Origin of the sequence: Neisseria sp. P0016.S008, assembly GCF_051957775.1 — a bacterium.
Classification (GTDB): Bacteria; Pseudomonadota; Gammaproteobacteria; order Burkholderiales; family Neisseriaceae; genus Neisseria; species Neisseria flavescens_B.
On the sequence record NZ_JBQCWB010000003.1, the window covers coordinates 1 to 21,741 of the forward strand.

21 protein-coding genes and 1 riboswitch are annotated in these 21,741 nt (G+C 49.5%); of the genes, 4 read left to right on the plus strand and 17 right to left on the minus strand.

Going from position 1 to position 21,741, the window contains the following annotated elements; all coding sequences use genetic code 11:
• From ACTHS8_RS04170 to ACTHS8_RS04235, 14 genes are all read right to left on the minus strand, one after another.
• The coding region (locus ACTHS8_RS04170) for an ESPR-type extended signal peptide-containing protein (protein ID WP_440373066.1) at window positions 1-867 on the minus strand (867 nt) is incomplete at its 3' end.
• A gap of 766 nt (window positions 868-1,633) precedes the next feature.
• Entirely contained in the window at window positions 1,634-1,762 is a 129-nt protein-coding gene (locus ACTHS8_RS04175) for a hypothetical protein (RefSeq protein WP_256388401.1), read from the minus strand.
• A gap of 200 nt (window positions 1,763-1,962) precedes the next feature.
• Window positions 1,963-3,543: a bifunctional phosphoribosylaminoimidazolecarboxamide formyltransferase/IMP cyclohydrolase gene (purH, locus tag ACTHS8_RS04180; protein WP_440373067.1), complete on the minus strand. Its 1,581-nt coding sequence runs from the start codon at window positions 3,541-3,543 to the stop codon at window positions 1,963-1,965.
• A gap of 162 nt (window positions 3,544-3,705) precedes the next feature.
• Entirely contained in the window at window positions 3,706-4,875 is a 1,170-nt protein-coding gene (locus ACTHS8_RS04185; protein ID WP_440373233.1) for a chloride channel protein, read from the minus strand.
• 107 nt (window positions 4,876-4,982) lie between these two features.
• Window positions 4,983-5,801 (minus strand): hypothetical protein, encoded by an 819-nt coding sequence (locus ACTHS8_RS04190; RefSeq protein ID WP_440373068.1) that lies wholly within the window; start codon window positions 5,799-5,801, stop codon window positions 4,983-4,985.
• Between the two features lie 64 nt (window positions 5,802-5,865).
• Window positions 5,866-6,741: a DMT family transporter gene (locus ACTHS8_RS04195; protein ID WP_440373069.1), complete on the minus strand. Its 876-nt coding sequence runs from the start codon at window positions 6,739-6,741 to the stop codon at window positions 5,866-5,868.
• Window positions 6,742-6,815: 74 nt separating this feature from the next.
• A complete protein-coding gene (locus ACTHS8_RS04200) occupies window positions 6,816-7,550 on the minus strand; it encodes a glutamine amidotransferase-related protein (RefSeq protein ID WP_440373070.1) in 735 nt (244 codons plus the stop codon).
• Between the two features lie 43 nt (window positions 7,551-7,593).
• Window positions 7,594-7,833 (minus strand): Fis family transcriptional regulator, encoded by a 240-nt coding sequence (locus tag ACTHS8_RS04205; protein ID WP_003684241.1) that lies wholly within the window; start codon window positions 7,831-7,833, stop codon window positions 7,594-7,596.
• Between the two features lie 53 nt (window positions 7,834-7,886).
• A complete protein-coding gene (gene dusB / locus ACTHS8_RS04210; RefSeq protein ID WP_440373071.1) occupies window positions 7,887-8,891 on the minus strand; it encodes a tRNA dihydrouridine synthase DusB in 1,005 nt (334 codons plus the stop codon).
• A gap of 130 nt (window positions 8,892-9,021) precedes the next feature.
• Window positions 9,022-9,672 carry a site-2 protease family protein gene (locus tag ACTHS8_RS04215; RefSeq protein WP_440373072.1) on the minus strand — a complete coding sequence of 217 codons (651 nt, stop codon included), beginning with the start codon at window positions 9,670-9,672 and terminating at the stop codon, window positions 9,022-9,024.
• 62 nt (window positions 9,673-9,734) lie between these two features.
• Window positions 9,735-11,003, minus strand: coding sequence for a hypothetical protein (locus ACTHS8_RS04220; RefSeq protein ID WP_440373073.1), 1,269 nt, complete (start codon window positions 11,001-11,003; stop codon window positions 9,735-9,737).
• 209 nt (window positions 11,004-11,212) lie between these two features.
• Window positions 11,213-12,631, minus strand: a complete 1,419-nt coding sequence (glnA, locus tag ACTHS8_RS04225) for a type I glutamate--ammonia ligase (RefSeq protein ID WP_440373074.1) — start codon at window positions 12,629-12,631, stop codon at window positions 11,213-11,215.
• A gap of 148 nt (window positions 12,632-12,779) precedes the next feature.
• On the minus strand, window positions 12,780-13,826 hold the full coding sequence (locus ACTHS8_RS04230) for a DnaJ domain-containing protein (RefSeq protein WP_440373075.1): 1,047 nt from the start codon (window positions 13,824-13,826) through the stop codon (window positions 12,780-12,782).
• A gap of 79 nt (window positions 13,827-13,905) precedes the next feature.
• A complete protein-coding gene (locus ACTHS8_RS04235; RefSeq protein ID WP_440373076.1) occupies window positions 13,906-14,286 on the minus strand; it encodes a surface-adhesin E family protein in 381 nt (126 codons plus the stop codon).
• A gap of 173 nt (window positions 14,287-14,459) precedes the next feature.
• On the opposite strand from ACTHS8_RS04235, the gene aroE reads away from it, so the two are divergent.
• Together aroE and mtgA are read left to right on the plus strand one after the other, a co-directional pair.
• Window positions 14,460-15,269, plus strand: coding sequence for a shikimate dehydrogenase (gene aroE / locus ACTHS8_RS04240; RefSeq protein WP_440373234.1), 810 nt, complete (start codon window positions 14,460-14,462; stop codon window positions 15,267-15,269).
• A 2-nt stretch (window positions 15,270-15,271) separates the two neighbouring features.
• The gene (mtgA, locus tag ACTHS8_RS04245) at window positions 15,272-15,973 is read left to right on the plus strand and encodes a monofunctional biosynthetic peptidoglycan transglycosylase (protein ID WP_308904786.1); all 702 of its coding nucleotides are present in this window, start codon (window positions 15,272-15,274) and stop codon (window positions 15,971-15,973) included.
• A 39-nt stretch (window positions 15,974-16,012) separates the two neighbouring features.
• Here mtgA and pncB read toward each other — a convergent pair whose 3' ends face one another.
• Together pncB and ACTHS8_RS04255 are read right to left on the minus strand one after the other, a co-directional pair.
• The gene (pncB, locus tag ACTHS8_RS04250; protein WP_440373077.1) at window positions 16,013-17,233 is read right to left on the minus strand and encodes a nicotinate phosphoribosyltransferase; all 1,221 of its coding nucleotides are present in this window, start codon (window positions 17,231-17,233) and stop codon (window positions 16,013-16,015) included.
• A gap of 92 nt (window positions 17,234-17,325) precedes the next feature.
• Entirely contained in the window at window positions 17,326-18,621 is a 1,296-nt protein-coding gene (locus tag ACTHS8_RS04255; protein ID WP_440373078.1) for a M23 family metallopeptidase, read from the minus strand.
• Window positions 18,622-18,983: 362 nt separating this feature from the next.
• Here ACTHS8_RS04255 and ACTHS8_RS04260 point away from each other — a divergent pair, with 362 nt between their 5' ends.
• Window positions 18,984-19,964, plus strand: a complete 981-nt coding sequence (locus ACTHS8_RS04260; protein WP_440373079.1) for a hypothetical protein — start codon at window positions 18,984-18,986, stop codon at window positions 19,962-19,964.
• A 6-nt stretch (window positions 19,965-19,970) separates the two neighbouring features.
• Here ACTHS8_RS04260 and rfaQ read toward each other — a convergent pair whose 3' ends face one another.
• A complete protein-coding gene (gene rfaQ, locus ACTHS8_RS04265) occupies window positions 19,971-21,053 on the minus strand; it encodes a putative lipopolysaccharide heptosyltransferase III (protein WP_440373080.1) in 1,083 nt (360 codons plus the stop codon).
• A 147-nt stretch (window positions 21,054-21,200) separates the two neighbouring features.
• A riboswitch (PreQ1 riboswitch) is annotated at window positions 21,201-21,245 on the plus strand.
• 3 nt (window positions 21,246-21,248) lie between these two features.
• Here rfaQ and queF point away from each other — a divergent pair.
• Entirely contained in the window at window positions 21,249-21,722 is a 474-nt protein-coding gene (queF, locus tag ACTHS8_RS04270) for a preQ(1) synthase (protein ID WP_188211773.1), read from the plus strand.
• Window positions 21,723-21,741 lie beyond the last annotated feature (19 nt).

Genomic DNA, 21,741 nt, shown 5'->3' on the forward strand with positions numbered 1-21,741 from the left:
AGCAGTAGCGTTAGAACCTACAGCAACTGCAGCTTCTTTATTGGCTTGCGCATATGGACCAACTGCAACTGTCAGATTACCTTCTGCTTTTGTATATGAACCAACGCCGACGGCTTGAATACCTGACGCATTTGCGCTAGTACCTGCTGCAATCGCGTGGTCTTGTTTTGCTACGCTATCTTTACCGACAGCAATAGCATTGGTCCAAGCACCGTGAGCGTTGTTACCAATAGCGATAGAATCTTGTTTTTCAGCGTTTGCATGCGTACCTACAGCAACTGCAGCAGCATTTGCATTGGAGTTATCACCAATAGCTGTTGCAAATTGTGCACCAGCATTTGCACGGTTACCAAAAGCACTTGCGGAGTCTTGAGTAGCAGTTGCACGGTTACCTACTGCAGTCGCACGAATTTGCGTTGCTTGGGCTACATTACCGATTGCAACAGAAGCTTCGCCACTTGCAACAGAGCTTACACCCATTGCAGTCGATGCGCCGCCGGTTGCGATATTGTTATTACCCACAGCCAATGCTGCGTTTGCAGTCGCAGTATTGTTAGCACCGTAAGCGATAGTGCCATCTTGGCTGCTGGCAGTATTTTGATAACCCACTACAACAGAGTTCACACCAACGTTTCTGTTAGAACCGTTGTAAGTGCCATCAGGAGTGATGTTTACTGCGCTACCTCCCAATCTTACATCGGCCTCTGCTCCGCTAGATGCCATCAAAGCACCTGCTGCAACCACTGCAGCAGCTACGGCTTTACGCTTGTCAGAAGCGGATTTTTTGCCGTGTGCATGGCTGATTTCGGAAACCGCGGTCCATGTCTGGGTCGCGTGGTTCCAAATGACTTTAAAGACTTTATTCATATCGATTTTCCTGTAAGGGGTTTGATTTCTTTTGGGACGTGTTGCTCGGCTGTAAACCGCCTGTCCACACATTTGCCGCATTTCAGAGTCTCCCCTTTATGCGGTTTCATGCCGTAATCTCCTGTATGCAATTCCCGTGCCAAAAGTCTCCACTCGGCCGAATAGCAGCTAAAAGCCTGTTTTATGGGATTTTATGCTGATACATTTTGGGAAGCTTGTGAAGTTTGGGAAACGATGTGCCGTTTTTTGTCAGCTTGTTTCTTAACAAGTCACTTTTTGTCAGCTTCTTTCAATGCATTCGGAATCCTTGTCCAAATTTTATATGCGTTTGGTTTCGTAAATCAACTCTTCCGATAAAGTGTTACTTTTTCGGCCTCAACGGTCATGCCCGTTAAATTTACTTGTTGCTTTTTTTAAACGGCTTTTCTAGCTATTTGATTTTACTTTTTTATTCTCAAACAATAATGATTACTGAATAATATATGATTTAAATAGTTTCTTTGGTGATAGATTTAAATATGGGCTTTTATTTAGAGAATTAATGAAATTTGTATTGAAGATCGGCTTGAAACGTGTAACGGGTTTGTATTGCCTGTTTTCAGACGGCCTTTTACGTTTCCTAACATATAAATAGTGAACAAATGATACGAATTTATGCGCTATTAAGCCGATGGACGGCGTTAAAAAGGCAAGTGTAAAACTTGCCTTTACGTTTGGGATTTGTTTGTTCTCTATTGTAGAAAACTATGTTGTTTTTCAGACGGCCTTACCAACGGAATGTTTGGGTCACGCCTGCGGAGGCGCCGTTGTTGCCGGCATAGCCGTAGCCGCCGGTGTGGCTGGAGGCGCAGGCGGTGAGTGTGGCGAGGGTAAGAATGAGGAGGATGTGTTTCATGTTTTTTCTCTGAGTGGGTTGGTTTTAGGGTTGTGTGGCGTCGTGTTGCTGCATTAATCGGGCTGGCTGGAACTTGGTTGTTTTGTCCTGATTTGCAGTTAGTCCGCTAAATTGTTTGATGATTGAAGAAGGCCGTCTGAAAATGGGTTTCATGATATTGAAACTTTGTTTTCAGACGGCCTTTATTTTATATCAGCTTATTAGTGGCGGAAATGGCGGATGCCGGTTATAACCATGGCGATGCCGTGTTCGTCCGCTGCGTCAAAGACTTCTTGGTCGCGCATGGAGCCTGCCGGATGGATGATGGCTTTGATGCCCTGCTCGGCAATGACATCTACGCCATCGCGGAATGGGAAGAAGGCATCGGAAGCGGCACATGCGCCGTTGAGGTCGAGATTGGCATCTTGAGCTTTGCGGGCGGCGATGCGGGTGCTGTCCACGCGGCTCATTTGGCCTGCGCCGATGCCGTAGGTTTGGCCGCCTTTGCCGAAGACGATGGCGTTGGATTTGACGTATTTTGCGACGTTCCAAACAAACATCAGGTCGTTCCATTCTTGCTCGGTCGGTTGGCGTTTGGAGACGACTTTCAAATCGGCGCGGTTGAGGCGGTGGATGTCGGGGGTTTGTACCAATAGTCCGCCGCCGACACGTTTGAGTTCAAAGCGGTTGGCACCTGCCTCAAGCGGCACTTCCAATACGCGCACGTTTTTCTTGGCAGCGGCGATTTCGAGGGCTTCGGCGGTGAACTTCGGCGCCATGAGGACTTCCATAAATTGGTTGTCGGTAATTTGTTTGACGGTTTCGCCGTCCACTTCGCGGTTGAAGGCGATGATGCCGCCGAATGCGCTGGTGGTATCGGTAGCGTAGGCGAGTTTGTAGGCATCCAGGGTATTGGAGGCGATGGCTACGCCGCACGGATTGGCATGTTTCACAATCACGCAGGCCGGTGAGTCAAAGGATTTGACGGCTTCCCATGCGGCATCGGCATCGGCGATGTTGTTGTACGACAATTCTTTGCCTTGCAGCTGTTTGTAGGCGGAAAGGCTGCCTGCGGCTGGGTAAATATCGCGGTAGAACGCGGCGCGTTGGTGCGGGTTTTCGCCGTAGCGCATGTCTTGCACTTTAATCCAGCTTTGGTTGAACTGGCTTGGAAATTCGCCGATTTGGGGCTGGCCGCTCAAGACGTCGTCTGAAAGCGAGGTCAGGTAGTTGGAAATCATGCCGTCGTATTGGGCGGTATGGCTGAATGCTTTGCGTGAAAGGTTGAAACGGGTTTTGTCGCTCAATGCGCCGTTGTTGGCTTCGAGTTCGGCGGCGATAACGGGGAAATCGGCTGTGTCGGTAACGATGGCGACGTGTTTCCAGTTTTTCGCGGCAGAGCGCACCATGGTCGGGCCGCCGATGTCGATGTTTTCAATCGCGTCTTCCAGTGTGCAGTTTGGTTTGGCGATGGTAGCGGCGAAGGGGTAGAGGTTGACGCACACGAGGTCGATGTTGCCGATGCTGTGTTCTTCCATCTTGGCGACGTGTTCGTCCAAATCGCGACGGCCGAGGATGCCGCCGTGGATTTTCGGATGCAGGGTTTTCACGCGGCCGTCGAGCATTTCGGGGAAGCCGGTATAGTCGGCAACTTCGATAACGGGAACGCCTGCATCAGCCAAGAGCTTTGCTGTACCGCCGGTAGAGAGGATTTCAACACCGAGCTTGGTCAGGGTTTGGGCAAATTCGACTGCGCCTGTCTTGTCGGATAGGCTGATCAGGGCGCGTTTGATGGAAGACATTTGGATTTCCTTTGTTGAAGGTTTAATCAGTATGGGATGAATTTTCAGGGCGGTATTATCCCCCAGTTTCGCATTTTTGGCAGTAGGTTTTGCAAATATTGTTAACAATTTTATTGTAAAAGGCCGTCTGAAACTTGGTTTCAGACGGCCTTTTGCTTTTGCCTATTTAAATCCCATTTTCTTTGCCACCCATACTGCGCCTGCCATGCCTGTGCATAATGGCATGAGTAAGGCAACGGGGGCGTAGGTGAGCTCCAAAATAAAGGCTATGGCTGTCAGGGGCATTTTGAGGGAAACGCCGAGGAAAACGGCGGCGCCGACAACGGCCGCGCTTTCGGACGACATTTCAGGGAAAAAACTATTCCACGCGGCTGCAGCGGCAAAGGCGATGGTACTGCCGAGCATCATGGACGGGGTAATCAGGCCGCCGTATGCGCCTGCCGCCAGCGCCATTAAGACAACCAGCCATTTGACGGCGGTCAGCTCAAGGCTGTGTTGCCAGTCGATCAATCCGCCAAAGGTCAGTTGGTTGCCTGCTTTGCCGTTGCCCAAAATTTCGGGAAACCAAACGGCAATCACGCCGATGAGTGCAAACATGCAGACGGCCAAGGGAATGATTTTGATGTTGTCGCGCTTGATGAAGGGGAACTTTTGGGCGGTACGCTGGAAAAAGACGGCAGTTGCGCCCAGTATCGGGCCGATGATGGCGGAAAACCAAAGTAATGAGGTGTTGATGGAAAGGTTGGCAGGATGATATTGCTGCACGTCGCCCAAGCCGATGCGCGCGACGGCGGTGGCGATGACTGAAGTCAGCAATGCGGCGGCGACGGCTTGCTGCGTCCACAAGCCCAGCATGGCTTCGAGGATGAAAAGTGTGGAGGCGAGCGGCACGTTATACACGGCCGCCAAACCTGCACCCGAGGCGCAAGCAATGACCAGCCTTGCGTCGTCTTCGCCCAACCCGAAACGGTTGACACCGACTGAGGCGAAAGCGGCGGTCATTTCGCGCGGCGCAACTTCGCGGCCGAGCGGCGAACCCAGCCCGACGGTAATGATTTGCAACAGTGCATGGCTGACGGTTTCAAAAAATGGAAAACCGGCAAGCGGATTTTTAACCACGGCTTTAATGCTCGGTTGCGGCCTACCGTAGCGTTTGAGCAACCACCACCCCAAACCAACCAGCACGCCGCAAAAGGCCATCACGCCGATACGTCGTTCCGGACTTGCCTGCGATACGCCCTCGCGGAAAGAAACGTATAGGCCGTCTGAACCGTAACCATAGGCAAGATGTTGAATCGTATGCATGATTTCGGTTAATACAATGCCGACCATGCCGCCGATAATGCCGGTAATGATGAGGGCGGCCCAAAGTTTATGCGTTTCTTTCACGGGATTTGATTTGAGGTAGTAATGGTTTGATAAAAGCGTTTTTGAGGGAACTATTGTCCGCCTAAGGGATAGTTTTTGGGGGCGACGTGGGTTTTGCCATTGTATGGAATTACATATTTTTGATTTTTATATTTTTTCTTTCCAGATACGCCGCTGAGTTTTGCAACTAACGCCCATACGCCGGATACGACAGGACGGCTTTTGTCAAAAGCAATTTTGGCTTCCAGGCTGGTATATCTGTCTTTGCAGTTTCGTTTTTCACGCCCTTTATATTCATCGCAATTGCCGTAATACGCGCCGTTATCGTTACCGTTGATAATTAAGCTTTTACGGACACGGTTGCTATTATCGGTAAACAGGAAATTTTCTCCGGTTGTCGTTTCACCCTGACCTGTATAACCTGATTCGACAGTGTAGCCCCAGTTTTGCTCACCCATCTGGACAAACCGCCAATCCTTATTCTCCGGCACATCCCCCCATGCGCCAATTTCATCGCTTCCATGTTGTTTGATTGCCCACTTACCGTCTGCTTTCTCCAAAACAAACAATTCCGCCAGACCCGAAGAAGCATGCGCGTCCTGTTTTACTTTTTGTTCCATATCGTAGGCAAAACCTGTGTACAGCACATAGCGCGTGGCTTTGCCGTTGCGCGTTACGGTATGGTCGGCAACGGGTTTCATGCAATACATAATATTGTCAGATGCTGTCTCACTGTCTTTCGGCGGCTCGGTAAGCTGGCATTTGTGCGCGGCAAGCGGTCGGTTGTAATACTTGGCAATGACGGCCTGTACGGCGGCTTTGTCGTTATCGGGTGCAGCCGACGCCAAGACAGGACAGGCAAGCAAAAGTAGGGATATAATGCGTTTCATAGAAATTTTCCCAAAATGTTTTATTGAAAAAGTACTGCTGACTTCAGGCCGTCTGAAACCGTTTTCAGACGGCCTTTTTGTGTTTATTGCTGACACGCGACAACATACCGGCGACAAAAGTGGACGCAATAACGACGGTAATACCCATCGCAGACATGGCACTTAAATGTTCGCCCAAAAGTAACACCGCCATGATAACGCCGATGACAGGCTCAAGCGAAATCAGCAGGCCGGAGACGTTGGCTGGGACTTTGTTCATGCCTTTGTTCCACAACAGATAGGCAAGCCAACTGCAACCGATCCCCATATACAAAATCGACAGCGTACCGCCCCATGACCAGTTGATTTGATAGCTGTCTGCCAACACCAGCGAAAACGGCAGACACAACACCGCTGCCACTGCCATGGAAGCTGCGGTAAATGCGGGCGCACCGATACGGGCAATCATCTGCTGGCTCGGACGTATCACACCAGCAAAACCCAATCCCGCAAGCAAAATCAGCAGACAGCCGAACCAGTCAATCGTACCGCCCTCTTCTGCACCGCCCATTACCATCATGCCCACGCCGGCAAACGCCACCGCGCAGCAAATCCAGTGGTAAAGTTTGGCTTTGTCGTTGAAGAAGAAATGACCGACAAAGACCACCAGTAAAGGCTCCAACCCCACCATGGTAACCGCGCTGGCAGCGGATGTATATTTCAAACCGATAAACTGGAGCATCAAAACGACAACGTAGTTGACAAAGGAAATCCACAGCAACGGTTTCCACTCGCTCCGCGGAATCCTACCCAAATGACGGCGGCACGACGGCAGCACCATCAACGCGGCAATCAACAACCGCGTCTCAACCATCAGCGTCGGGTCGATCATCTCGTAGGAATACTTGGCAGCGATAAACGAGCTGCCCCAGATTAACAGTGCGAGTATTTGGTAAAGCATGGTTCAACTCATGGCAAAAAATTAATCGTTTCTTCTCTGGCTTTCAGACGGCCTGAAGCCTTTTCAAGCTGTTTTTATTTTGATTGTGTCAGCGAATCCAAAAAGTCGAAAAGTTTGGCATTCATTTCACCAAAATCCGCCGCTTCGATTTTATCCGGATGTTGGACATAAGTTTGGGCTTGACTTTGTTCGGCCACATTTTCGCGCCCGTCCGCCGCAATCAGCATCCCGACGGCTTCGCGGTCAAACTCCAAATGGGCTTGGAAGGCATAATGTTTGGGCGCAAAACGGATAATCTGGCGCGGACAGCCTTTGCTGGTTGCCAACACAACCGCCTCATTCGTCAAACCGGGCATATCGCCGTGCCAATGGCCGGTATTCAGGGTTTTGCCCAACAGGGAAACATGGGTATCCGCCAAACCTTCCGCCGTCAGTTCAATCGGATAAATGCCGATTTCACGCTCAGGGCTGCGCGTGTGGCGCGCACCGTAGGCAACGGATAAAAGCTGCGCACCCAAACACACGCCGACAATATATTTATCCGCCGCCATCGCCTGACACATCAGGCGCAGCTCGGATTTGGGGTAGTAATACGGGAATGCCTGTCTGTCTTCATCAGGCGATTGCGGCCCGCCCATTACAATCAAAAAATCTATATCGTCCACATTATCAGGCAGAGCTTCCCTTTCGTACACTTTGGTTGCACTGATGTTATGTCCGCGCCATTGCGCCCATTTCAAATATGCTCCCGGCACTTCAAATGCCTCGTGCAAGATGAAATGGATATTTAATTTATTCGAATTTTGCATTGTTATTTCTCCTTCGACCGTCAGGACGGGTTTCCCTGCAGTATTACAGCATACCGTGCTGTTGTAATTTTTTACGCAAGGTATTGCGGTTCAAACCCAAAATAACGGCAGCTTTAGACTGGTTGCCGCCACATTGCTCCATCACGCAGGCAAGCATCGGCTTTTCAACTTGGTGCAACACCATATCGTACACGCCGCAAGGTTCCGTACCATCCAAGTCTTTGAAGTATTGTCGTAAGTTTTGTTCGATACATTGCGCAATGTCAGTAGTCGTTTGATTCATCGTGATGTCTTTCTGTAGATTTGTTTTTAGATGATGAGGCCGTCTGAAACTCTTTAGCCTTCCCGATAATGGCATACCCAACGGTCGGTTTTCTCTGAAAGCGTCTCAAGATAGGTGGCAAGGGTATCGTATTGTGCCATGGCGCTGTCCAAGCGGTTGATTTCTCGGCGTGTTTGTTCACCGTCGGGCATTTCGTCGATGTACCAGCCGATGTGTTTGCGGGCGATGCGCACGCCGGCAATTTCGCCATAAAATTCATGCATGGCGCGGATATGGTTCAAAATGGTGGCGTTGCATTCTGCCAAGCTCAAGGCTGGCGGCAAAACGCCGTGTTCGGCGTAATGTTTTAAATCACGGAAAAGCCACGGCCTGCCTTGTGCGCCACGCCCTATCATGATGCCGTCGGCAGCGGTTTGCTTGAGGACGGAGGCGGCTTTTTGCGGCGAAGTGATATCGCCGTTGACCCAAACGGGGATGTTCAGACGGCCTTTGGTTTCGGCAATCAGTTCGTAACGTGCTTCGCCTTTGTACATCTGCGTACGGGTACGGCCATGGATGGCAAGGGCTGCGATGCCTGACTCTTCGGCGATTTTGGCGATGGTCGGCAAGTTTTGATGTTCATTGTGCCAGCCCAAACGGGTCTTGAGGGTAACGGGTACGTCCACCGCGTTGACAACGGCTTCCAAGATTTCGCCAACCAAAGGCTCGTTTTGCATTAATGCGCTGCCCGCCTGCACATTGCAGACTTTTTTGGCCGGGCAGCCCATATTGATGTCAATCACCTGCGCGCCCAAGCCGACGTTGTAACGCGCGGCTTCTGCCATCTGCTGCGGATCGCTGCCGGCAATTTGCACGGCCACCACTCCGCCCTCGCCTTCAAAATCGCTACGGCGCAAGGTTTTTTTGGTATGGCGCAAGCTCGGATCGCTGGTCAGCATTTCGCATACCGCCCACCCTGCGCCAAACTCGCGGCAAATCCGGCGGAACGGTTTGTCCGTAATGCCTGCCATGGGGGCAAGTGCGATGGGGTTGTCAATGAAATAGCCGCCGATGTGCATGATGTTTGCGCCAAATTGAAAGGGCTGAAATTGTACAATTTTTAAGCAACTTTTCCAATCGTATTTACATGTTGCACAATGAAAAGGCCGTCTGAAACTGAGCTTCAGACGGCCTTTTAAGCCACAACATTTAAATAAACAGCATGACCACCATCTGCACTGCGGCCTGAATCATGGCGATAATCGGCCAAATCAGTTTGGCCAGCAGGCCGGTAAACAACAGGATCAGGATAATCCATGTGCCGTATGGCTCGATTTTACGGAACTGCATGGACTGTTTGGCGTTAAGGAAGGTATCGATAAAAATACCGCCGTCCCAAGGCAAAATCGGAATCAGGCTGAACGCGACCCAAATCGAGTTCACCATCACGCCGTAACCAGCCATCTGCACCAATGGCGCTTGATAAGACTCAGGCACATGCGCGGAAAATACGACGACAAAGCCCCAAAAGAACGCCAAAATCAGATTGGCAATCGGACCTGAAATCGACACCCAACGCCACGCACGGCGCGGATCGCGGAAATTGCGCGAATCGATGGGCATAGGACGCGCCCAGCCGAACAGAAAACTGCCTATCATCAGACACACCAGCGGCACGACAATCGTACCGACAGGGTCGATGTGCGGCAGCGGATTGAGGGTCAAACGCCCAAACTGCTCGCCGGTATGGTCGCCCCAATACCGCGCCGTATAACCGCGTGCCACTTCGCGCACGGTAATGGCCAACAACACGGGCAATACTGCCAGCAGAAATACGCCTAAATCAAAATTTGCAAACATGGTTTTCCTTATCAAACATGCCGTCTGAAAACAGAAAATATCCTTTCAGACGGCCTGAGGCTTTAATCGTCTTCTTTTTTATTCGAACTGAAAGACTCTTTCAGCTCTTCCCAAGTAATGCCTTTACCTTGCGGATTAAATTTGAAGACTGGTTTGCCGTAATTGCTGTACACGCTGTCGCCAACAATATTGATGGCCTTATCTATCCCATTGATTTGCAAATACATACGGGAAGCCAACATACGGCCTTTGCGGTCGAGATAATAGTCAGTAACAGGATTTTTGCCGAATACCCGTTTAAAGTTAAGCGGTTGAATACTTTCGCTTAAACTAGTGAATGCACTGAAAATTTCTTTTGCTTTCTGATACTCTTCTTCTGTTGATCCAGGTTGTGGCGTTTTCTGCAATTTCGACAACTCTTCATCAAAAGCCTTAGCCATTGCCTTCATTACGATAGGATCATATTCAGGCTTCATGACATAACGCACTCGATAACGTGCTTTGTGTGATTTACCAAATTCATCCATTTCTTTGAATACATATGCATCAGCAGGTAGAGACTTATTAATGCTCAACCAAGCACGCATTGCCGCTTCAGCGATATGATCAAAAGGCACGCCTTTCAAATCAGTACTATCTTTCAAACTCACTTTTAAAGGTTCTTTAATCAAACGTTTGCCGATTTTCTCATCGGTGTACACACTAATAATGGCAGCAGCACTGGCAGGCGGATCCATATAAATTTCCCATTTTTCCGCATCCAGTTTCATAGGAAGTTTGATACTAAGTTTTTCATTGTGGTTGTTGATGGCCAATTCAGGAATCATCTCAAACTGACGCGTTGATAGGTCAACAGCCACCTCATAATTCAAATGAGTCCGTTCTATGTAGCTTGATATAGCGGGATATTTATCCAGATAATTAATGGCAACTTGTGCAATGGTGCCATCCGGCAAGGCATCAAGCATTGCATTGCGGAACTCGGCTTCTTCTTGTTCAGAAAACTCCTGCTTCAAAGGATTATCTTCTTCTTGAGTGTTTTCCATAGAGGCTGCCGCATCCTCTGCTTTCGCCATAGCATCCTCCGCTTTTGCTTTGGCATCCTCTACTTCCGCTTTAGCTTTCTCTTCTACCTTTTCATCTGCCAATACAGCTTCAGCCAATGGGCTGATATATACCCTGGAGCTGCCTGTGATGTTAAAGCTGTGGTCTTCTTTTAAAATACGGTCATTGGAAATCGACATTACCTCGTGCGCGGTTTTGTGATCCAAATTACTGCACGCGCTCAAACCAAATGCCGCCGCAATGGCCAAACCAATTATTTTCTTCATTCTGTATAACCTTTTTGATTAAATGATTTCATTAGCACAATTTAACACAAGGCAATGATTCCATAAAGGCTTTCAAACAGCATGATTCATTGCTTCTCGCTATCATACCCAATTCGAGCGTCCTATCTATTTCAAGCCTAAAGGCCGTCTGAAACTTCAATCCAGTTTCAGACGGCCTTTGATTTCCTATTTCAAATGCCTCAGCTGTTTTACAGGCTGTAATACATTTCAAATTCCAGCGGATGCGGTGCCATGCGGATACGGCGGACATCTTCCTCTTTAAAGGCAATGTAGCTGTCGATCCAGTCTTTGCTAAACACGCCGCCGCGCAGGAGGAATTCATGGTCGGCTTTGAGGGCGGCCAGTGCTTCTTCCAAAGAAGCGCAGACGGTTGGGACGAGTGCGTCTTCTTCCGGTGGCAGGTCGTACAGGTTTTTATCGGCTGGGTCGCCCGGATGGATTTTGTTTTGAATACCGTCCAAACCGGCCATCAGCAGGGCGGCAAATGCCAAGTATGGGTTGGCGGTCGGATCAGGGAAACGCGCTTCGATACGGCGTGCTTTGCTGCTGTTCACAGACGGAATGCGGATGGAAGCGGAACGGTTTTTGGCGGAGTATGCCAGCTTGGTCGGCGCTTCAAAGTGCGGCACGAGGCGTTTGTAGGAGTTGGTGGACGGATTGGTAATCGCGTTCAGGGCTTTGGCGTGTTTGATGATGCCGCCGATGTAATAAAGGGCGGTATCGGACAAACCGGCATAGCCGTCGCCTGAGAACAGGTTTTGACCGTCTTTCCAAATGGATTGGTGAACATGCATACCGCTGCCGTTGTCGCCCATGATGGGTTTGGGCATAAATGTAGCGGTTTTGCCAAAGTTGTGGGTAACGTTTTGAATCACGTATTTCATGTCTTGGGTTTGGTCGGCACGTTTAACCAGAGTGGCAAAACGCGTGCCGATTTCCATTTGGCTGCCGGTACCGACTTCACTGTGATGGACTTCCACTTCGATACCGAGTTCTTCCAAAATATTGACCATGGCAGAACGCAGGTCTTGGCCGCAGTCAATCGGTGCAACCGGTGCATAACCGCCTTTGACGGCCGGGCGGTGGCCGGTGTTTTGACCGTCCAAATGCAGGCCGCTTGACCATGCGCCGCTTTCGGAAGTGATTTCGTAACGGGTTTTGTGCATGTCGGTTTCAAATTCTACGCCGTCGAAAACGAAGAATTCAGGCTCAGGGCCGAAATAGGCAGTGTCGCCGATGCCGGAAGATTTCAAATAGGCTTCGGCGCGGCGTGCGATGGAGCGCGGGTCGCGGTCGTAGCCTTGGCCGTCGGCAGGATCGATGACATCGCAGGTAAAGACAACGGTGGTATCGTCGTAGAAAGGATCGACGAAGGCTGTAGACGCATCGGGACGCAACTGCATATCGGAAGCCTGAATACCTTTCCAACCGCCGATGGACGAACCGTCAAACGCTTGACCGTTTTCGAACCATTCTTCGGGATCGTCGAGGACGATGCGGGCAGGTACGGTAAAGTGGTGCTGCTTGCCTTTGGTATCGGTAAAGCGCAAATCTACGAAGCGGGCTTCGCTTTCTTCAATCAGTTTTACAGCGTCTTTGATGGACATCTTCAGCTCCTGAGGGATTGGGTTTAATTTGTTATTCTACCACGGTAAGGCCGTCTGAAATACATCAGGGCACCCGTTTTTACGCAATGAAATATAGTTTCAGACTGTTTAATTGTCAACAATTTTACATTACATCAATCACTCAAAACTACCTTTTCCCATCATCAATTTCTTTCCAAAATCGCCACTGTCCCTTACAGAAATTATCATATGATTCGCTTCCATCAATTTGATTAATCTTATCTTCCAAATTGCGTGCTGATTTTTCTGTTTCCTTCGTTGCTTCATTGATGTCCATATAATTACCACATCCTTCAGCACTCCATTGAGCCGAAATATCATTATTGCTACGCTTCGGTGTAAACTCACAGAGTGAAGCCAATGTTTCGTAATAACCAATATTGCGTGCAATTTGCCTACATTGAGCAATTTTGTTCTGAGTATATATTTCCTGCTCTTGACGTTGCTGCTCCGCAGCCGCCTCAGAAGCAGCTTTAGCAGCCTCCAGTTGCGCCCTCAAATTCTCAATTTCTACCTGCATGGGCTCAGGAGAACTTGCTGCATTTAACTCCAATTCTGAATTATTGGATTCATCCGTTTCATTAACCCATGAAGACTTATCTAAAGAATCCTCTACACTTGCAGGAGCTATTGGATTCGTGGCTTCATAGCGATCAATCTGTGATTCTCCACTCATAGCAATAATAAATAAACCAATTATAATAAAAATTATAATTACTAAAAAAACTCCATTTGTATCTTCCTTCTCCTCATTTTTTTCTACTTTTTCTTCTTGAGCAGCCGTTTGCTGGCGATACATTTCCTCTTCTTTTTGTTGTCGATAGCCTTCCTGCCTCCAATATTCTTCTTTGGTCCGTTGCCGTTTTTCTTGCTCTTGTTGTCTCTCGTATGCCTGCTGTCTCTCGTACGCTTGTTGCCGTTGTTTCACCTGTTCTGCTTCTCGTTCTTCCCTCTCTTGCTCCATTAATTTTCTATCATAAGCCCGACGACTTTCAGGATCTGACAATACGGCATATGCCTGATTAATGATTTTCATGATACGCTGGCTTTCAGCCGAATTACCATTACGGTCTGGATGATATTTTTGAGCCAATCGCCGATAAGCCTTTTTGATTTCCTGTGTCGTTGCATTACGCGATATTTTTAAATTATCGTAATGAGTACGTGTTGCCATTTGTATCCCTTGGTGATTAAAAATATGCCGCTCCAAAAATGCTGGGACGGCATAGATGTTTTGTTGATTTTAAAAAATATTATCGAGGAGAATGGAAACAAACAAAATCATACATAACTTCTCCTCTTGTATCTGGAATAATGTACTCTCTAGTATGAGACAAAGTATCCAAATCCACTTGCATACCTGATCTAGAATACCAAACCACAGTCAAAGTGCGATAAGACTTATCATTACATGAAAACTCGAATAGTTGCTTCTCACTCATATAAAATTTACCATTAGAAAGTTTTTGAGGTTTAGTATATCTGGTTTCAAACCAAGCCCTGTCTCTAGTGCGGCTAGAGACATCACCAAAAGTAACAAAATCATCACCATAGCCTATTTTTACCCAATCTGACGCGCAAGCCTGAGCTATAAAACCCAGCAACAATATTGCTGAAAAAATCATTTTATTCATTTTATATCCCTTTATTTATACAAATAAAATATGCACACATTGTAAAAAAACTACGTTCTTTCACAAGTGCATAAATTTACCTACCAAAGTTGTACCCAAAAATCCAGATTTACCATTTCCATCCTCAACCCTGCCGTTATAAAATGGTTTCCCCTCTTTCGGAATATAAAATGATAAAAATCACCCCACGTTACGCCGTTTTCGGCAACCCTGTTGCACACAGTAAATCGCCGCAAATCCATCAGCAATTCGCACTTCAAGAAGGCGCGGCCATCGAATATGAGCGCATTTGCGCCGACATCAGCGGTTTTGCCGAGGCTGTTGCGGCGTTTCGTGCCGAGGGCGGGCAAGGTGCGAATGTAACCGTTCCGTTCAAGCAGGAAGCTTTTGCGCTGGCGGACGAACATTCCGAACGCGCTTTGACTGCCGGCGCGGTCAATACGCTGGTGTGGTTGGAAGACGGCAGAATACGCGGCGACAATACCGACGGTATCGGTTTGGCCAACGACATCACGCAGGTCAAAAATATTGCCATCGAGGGCAAAACCATTTTGCTTTTGGGCGCAGGCGGCGCGGTGCGCGGCGTGATTCCAGTTTTGAAAGAACACCGCCCTGCCCGTATCGTCATTGCCAACCGTACCCACGCCAAAGCCGAGGAATTGGCGCGGCTTTTCGGCATTGAAGCTGTCCCGATGGCGGATTTGAACGGCGGTTTTGATATCATCATCAACGGCACGTCCGGCGGCTTGAGCGGTCAGCTTCCTGCCGTCAGTCCTGAAATTTTCCGCAACTGCCGCCTTGCCTACGATATGGTTTACGGCGAAGCGGCGCAGGCGTTTTTGAACTTTGCCCAAAGCAACGGCGCGGCCAAAGTTTCAGACGGCCTGGGCATGCTGGTCGGTCAGGCTGCCGCCTCTTACCATATTTGGCGCGGATTTACGCCCGATATCCGCCCTGTTATCGAATACATGAAAGCCCTGTAACCATGTTCCGCATCATCAAATGGCTGATTGCCCTGCCCATCGGCATCTTCATTTTCTTCAACGCTTATGTGTACGGCAACATCATTACCTACCGCGCCGTCGCGCCCAGCAAAACCGCCTTCATGTCCATGCGCATGAGCCAGTTTGCAAAAGAAGGCCGCGATGTCGAGCTGGATTACCGCTGGGTGCCTTACGACCAAATTTCCGTCAACCTCAAAAAAGCCCTGATTGCTTCCGAAGACGCCAACTTTGCCGAACACAGCGGCTTTGACTGGAACGGCATCAAATACGCCATGAAACGCAATAAGCAAAGCGGCGAAGTCAAAGCCGGCGGTTCGACCATCAGCCAGCAACTGGCGAAAAACCTGTTTCTCAACGAAAGCCGCAGTTACATCCGCAAAGGCGAAGAAGCGGCGATTACCGCGATGATGGAAGCCGTTACCGACAAAGACCGCATTTTTGAGCTGTATCTGAACTCAATTGAATGGCACTACGGCGTATTCGGCGCGGAAGCTGCGTCTCAGTATTTCTACAAGAAACCTGCCTCCACCCTCACCCGCCAACAAGCCGCCAAACTCACGGCACGCGTTCCGGCTCCGCTGTTTTACGCAGACCACCCTAAGAGCAAACGGATGCACAACAAAACCAATATCATCCTGCGCCGCATGGGTTCGGCAGAATTACCTGAAAGCGATATGGATTAATTTAAAAGGCCGTCTGAATATTTCAGACGGCCTTTGTTTTTAGGCTTTCTCTTCCGGCTCCGGTACATCAAACACTTGGCGCAGGTAAGCGAGGAAGGTGTTATTGGTGGTCATGGTTTTGCCCGGGGAGTCGGAGAGCTTGGCGACGGATTGTCCGTTACACTCGACGAGCTTCAAGACAATGTTCAAAGGCGTGTGTCCCAAGTCGTTGGTCAGGTTGGTACCGATACCGAAACTGGTTTTGAAACGGTCTTTGAAGTATTGGTGCAACGCCCATGAACGCTCAATATCGAGGCCGTCTGAAAAGGTCAGCATTTTGGTGCGGCTGTCGATTTTGAGTTTTTTGTAATGCTCGTAGGCTTTATCGCCCCAAACATAAGGATCGCCACTGTCGTGACGCAGGCCGTCAAAGAGTTTGGCGAAGTACAGATCGAAGTCGCGCAAGAAGGCATCCATGCCGACCACGTCGGTCAGGGCGATACCGAGGTCGCCGCGATATTCGTGTACCCAGCTTTCCAGCGCGGCTTTTTGGAAATTGCGCAAACGTACGTCCAAGGCTTGGAAGGCTTGGAGGAACTCATGCGCCATGGTGCCGATTGGTGTGATGCCGATTTTTTTGGCGAGATAAACGTTGCTGGTACCGCGCACAATGTCGGGAGCAGCTTCCAGCAAGGTGCGGATAACGTGTTCCTGCCATGCGAGGGTGTAGCGGCGGCGCGTGCCGAAATCGGAAATAAGGAACGGCGGATCATTCGGATTTTGTGTAGCCGCGATTTCTTTCAGCTGTTGCGCTTTGGCCTGCAGACGGCGCTCGCCCTCTTCGATGACGGCAGGTGTTTCCAAGCGGCGGAAATAGAGTTCGTTGACGATGGCAAGAATGAAAATCTCGAAGAACATCGCCTGTATCATCGGGCCTTCGATGCGGATGTTCAGACGGCCTTGATCGTCAGGGCTGACTTGGACGAAGCGGCGTTGGAGTTGGAAAAGTTCGAGATAATCGACAAAGTCGCTTTTGATAAAGCGCAGGCTGCGCAGATAGTCGAGTTCGTCATGCGTAAAGCGCAGCTGGCACAGGGCGTCGAGTTCGCGTTCCAAGTCTTCTTGAATATCGGCCAGCGGATACACCATCTCTTTGTTGCGACAGCGGAATTCGTAGAGGCTGTGGGTTTGCGGGAATTGGTGCAACACGACTTGCAGCATGGTGAATTTGTACAGGTCGGTATCAAGCAGGGATTGGATAATGGGCTGATGAGCAGACATAAGCTTTCTCTGAGTAAACGTGGGCGTTGAGGTATCGATTTTAATGGAAAAGGCCGTCTGAAAGAAACCTTATTCAGACGGCCTTTATCTTATTAATCCAGCTGCGCTACGGAAACCGGCAAAGAGCGGATGGTAGACAACATCGTGCTGGCATCTTTTTGCTGTTTGCGGAACGCGGCCATATTGGTCGGAGTCAATTTCGGCGTCGGCAGGGCGACGGTAGTCGGGTTGACCGGCTGGCCGTTGACGCGTGCTTCGTAATGCAGGTGCGGACCGGTCGAACGGCCGGTTGTACCGACAAAACCAATCACTTCGCCGGCACGGACTCTGCCGTCGGCAGGGCTGAACGCACTCATGTGGCCGTACAGGGTTTCCACACCGTTGGTATGTCGAATCATCACGGTATTGCCGTAGCCGCCTTTCCAACCTTTGAAAATCACTTCGCCGTCGGCAGCAGCCTTAATCGGCGTACCGGTCGGCGCGGCATAGTCGATACCGGTGTGCATACGGACGGTATGCAGAACCGGGTGGACACGATAGCCGAACGGGGAAGAAATGCGCGTGTATGCAACAGGCTCGGTATTAAAGCCTTCTTTTTGTTGCAGGGACTTACCGTTTTGGTCGTAGTAGCTACCGCTTTCTTCGTCGCCTTTACCTTGGCTGTAATAATAGGCTTGGTAGGTTTTGCCGTCTTTGACCACTTCAGCCGCCAAAATATCGCCGACCGCCATTTGCTGGCCGCGGAAATACATACTGTTGTACAAAAGACGCACGGTATCGCCTTCGCCCAAGTCGCTCATATTGAACGAATCGGCAAAGATTTCTTTGAGCTGGATATAAACTTCGGAAGGGATTTCGGCACGGAGCATATCGCCGATGGCGGAAGTGCGGATTTGTACGGAGCGCAGGGTCGGCATGGTTTTCATGTCGATTTCGGCATTGGAGATGCGCCATTTGCCTTTGACTTTTTCCAAAGCGACCAGGTTGCGTTCCAATTCTTCATCGGTAAAGAATTGAACGTCGGTCACTTGGCCTGAAGAGTCGATGCGGATATTGACGGATTGGTTGGTCCGCAGGTTTTTCATGTCAAGGTTGGCATTGTTTTTCGCCATGATTTGCTTGATGTCTTCTTGGTTGACACCCATGCGCGTCAAAACGTCTGCCAAAGAGTCGCCGGCTTGGACAACTTCTTGCACCCAATAGCTGGATTGATAGGTATTGGTTTCCACATAAACGGCAGGCAGCTCTTCGGAAATACGCTCGACTTTGAAATCGGTCTGTGCTGGTTTAGGATCGGTAATGGCGTATGCGGTCATGATGCCTGAAGCCGGCAGCAGAAACGCTAAGAGGGTTGCTTTGAATCGAATGGAATATTTGTTTTTAATCACGCGTTATCCTTAATGGGGCGGTCTGTTTTTGAAGTTTGCAGAATGCCGGCACATCCGGCCTGCCGCGACCGCCTGCTGGTTTAAACAGTTTTGGGGATAAAGGACTTTGAGTCTTTTTTCCGATCTGAAAATCAGGTTTTCACTCGGAATGAATGAGGTCGTGTTTGAGATTGACGTTATTATCAGGGCTATTGTGTTGATTTACACCCTGTTTTTCTGAAATTTACGCCACGCATTTTAGCATGACAGCCCGTTTTTTCCAAACCGACCGTCTGAACGGCTCTTTTTGAGTACATGAGGGCAAGGTTCCGAAACGCATCATTTGTCGCGTAAAATAACGGTTTTTCTATCTATTTGCGCTTATGAAGCTGACCCTCGCCCTCCCCTCGCTCAACCGCTTTGCCGACGAATCCGTGCCTGCGCTTTCCCTACCTGCTTTTAACCGTCTTTTGCGTTACGGCATATTACGCAAAGAAACACTCAGGCCGTCTGAATTTTACGGCCGCCATTTGTGGAACGGCAGCCTCATTACCCAAGTGCAACGTTTACGCCACACAAGCCAAAAACGCACAGCCGCTTTTGCCTCTCCGGTTTGGCAACAAATGGGCATGCACCATGTCAACATTATCAGCGGCGAGTTTATCGGCATCCCAAAAGAGGAGGCGCAACGGTTATGTGCGGATTTGTCGGCGTTTTATCAAGATAAAGATTGGCAATTCGAGCCGCTTTGCGAAAGCATGTGGCTACTCAGTATGCCGAAGATTGAAGATTGGGGTGCGGAATGTGTTTTGGATGTGTGCGGACAGCCGGAAATGGACGGTCAGGCACACGGCAAAGATGCGGTGTCTTGGTTGGCCATGCAGACGGAAATCCAAATGTTTCTCCACACGCATCCGATTAACCAAGCGCGTGAACAACAAGGATTGCCGGAAATCAACGGTTTGTGGCTGTGGAATGACGTGGACGGTACACAGTCTGCGGATATCGTCGCATCAGACAGCGCATGGGCGCGTTTTTCGGATACGCCCAAACTCGATGCGCCGTATGATTTGAAGGCTTGGTTTGAGATGATTCAAGAAACAGGCAACACGGTTTCAGACGGCCTTGTCTTCTTAGACGATTTGGTTTCCACCTTACAGACAGGCGATGTTTGGGCATACAAAGATATTTTGGAAAGCTGGGAAACCCGTTGGTTTTCGCCTTTATGGGACGCACTCGCCTCAGGCCGTCTGAAAACTGTATGCATTACCACAGACGGCGAAAACGGCGGCACGCTGGAAATCGGCCGCCGTTCCAAATGGGCGTTTTGGCGCAAAGCTAAAACGTTTAACGGATCGTGGTAAGCGGTTTTAAGCCTCCAACGCCTCCAATTTGGCCGAAATTTTGTCCCACACATCCTGCAACGGAATCGCTTTCAACAGACGTGTCGGATCGTTGGTATCGATGCTGTCGGGATGCGGCAATTCGGCATAATCGCCGGCATAAATGACTTCCGCCTGCTCGGAATACGGACGCCATTTATCCACCCATGACGCGCCAAACAAAGCGATTTGCGGTTTATCCAAAGCTGCGGCGATGTGCATCGGTGCGGAATCGACACCGACAAACAGTTTGGCACCCTCAATGGCCGCCGCCAATTCACGCAGGCTCAAGCATCCGGACAACACATATACTTTTCTGCCTTCCGGAATATTCAGACGGCCTATAATTTCCTGAAGCATGTATTGTTCGACAGTGTCGGGAGAAGCAGTCAATACGACATTCTGCCCGCTGTTGAGCAGAAGCTGTACGATGGCGGCGTTTTTGCCGTCTTCCCAACATTTGAAATGCCAACGCGCACCCGGGTGCAGCAACACATAATCTTCGCCGTTCCAACCCTGCTCACGCAATTTCTGCTGCATGCTTTCCCTTGCATCTTGTGCCACCCAAAGGCGCACTTTGGCATCAGCTACATCTTCCGGCTGGATAAGCGGCGCGAGAATATTCAACTGGTTTTCAACGATATGATGGCTGGTATCAAGCTCATGGTTGATAAAATCATGACAGAAACGCCACCAAAAACCGTCGCGCTTGATGCAGTCCAAGCCCACGCTGCAACGGGCGCACAGTTTGGCGATTATTGCCGCGCGCCATTGATCGGACAGATTGAAAGCCCAGTCGTAATCACGCGCCTTCAGCTTAGACAAAAGGTTTTTCTCACACGCCAACTGTTTGAATACGCCCAGCTTCTTCCAATTTCGATCAATGGTAAAAATCTGCGCAATCTGCGGATTATCGGCAATCAGCTGCCCCGTACCGGCGTATACCAGCATATCGATTTCGCAATCGGGGAAACGGGTTTTCAGCGCATCGACCACCGGCGTGCTCAAAAGCACATCGCCATGATGGCGCAATTTGATGATCAGAATACGTTTGGGTTGGGCTAAAGACATACAAAACTTTCAGACGGCCTGTTGATTGGCTGCTATTGTAAAGCGGAAAACAGGTTTCATAAAATACAAAACAGGCCGTCTGAAAGCTATCCTGCTGATTCATCGCTATAAAATCCGCACAAATCATGCAATTTATATTACAATCCGCACCCCGTGGTTCGAAAACCTCCCACATTAAAAAACTAAGGAAACCTCATGTCCCGCAACAACGAAGAGCTGCAAGGCATCTCCCTTTTGGGCAACCAGAAAACCCAATACCCGAGCGAATACGCGCCTGAAATTTTGGAAGCGTTCGACAACAAACATCCCAACAACGACTATTTCGTCAAATTCGTCTGCCCCGAGTTCACCAGCCTCTGCCCGATGACCGGCCAGCCCGACTTTGCCACCATCTACATCCGCTACATCCCCCATATCAAAATGGTGGAAAGCAAATCCCTGAAACTCTATCTCTTCAGCTTCCGCAACCACGGCGACTTCCATGAAGACTGCGTCAACATCATCATGAAAGACCTCATCGCCCTGATGGATCCGAAATACATCGAAGTATTTGGCGAATTCACACCGCGCGGCGGCATCGCCATTCATCCGTTTGCCAACTACGGCAAAGCAGGCACAGAGTTTGAAGCTTTGGCACGCAAACGCCTGTTTGAGCACGATGCACAATAATCCCGTTCAGACGGCCTAA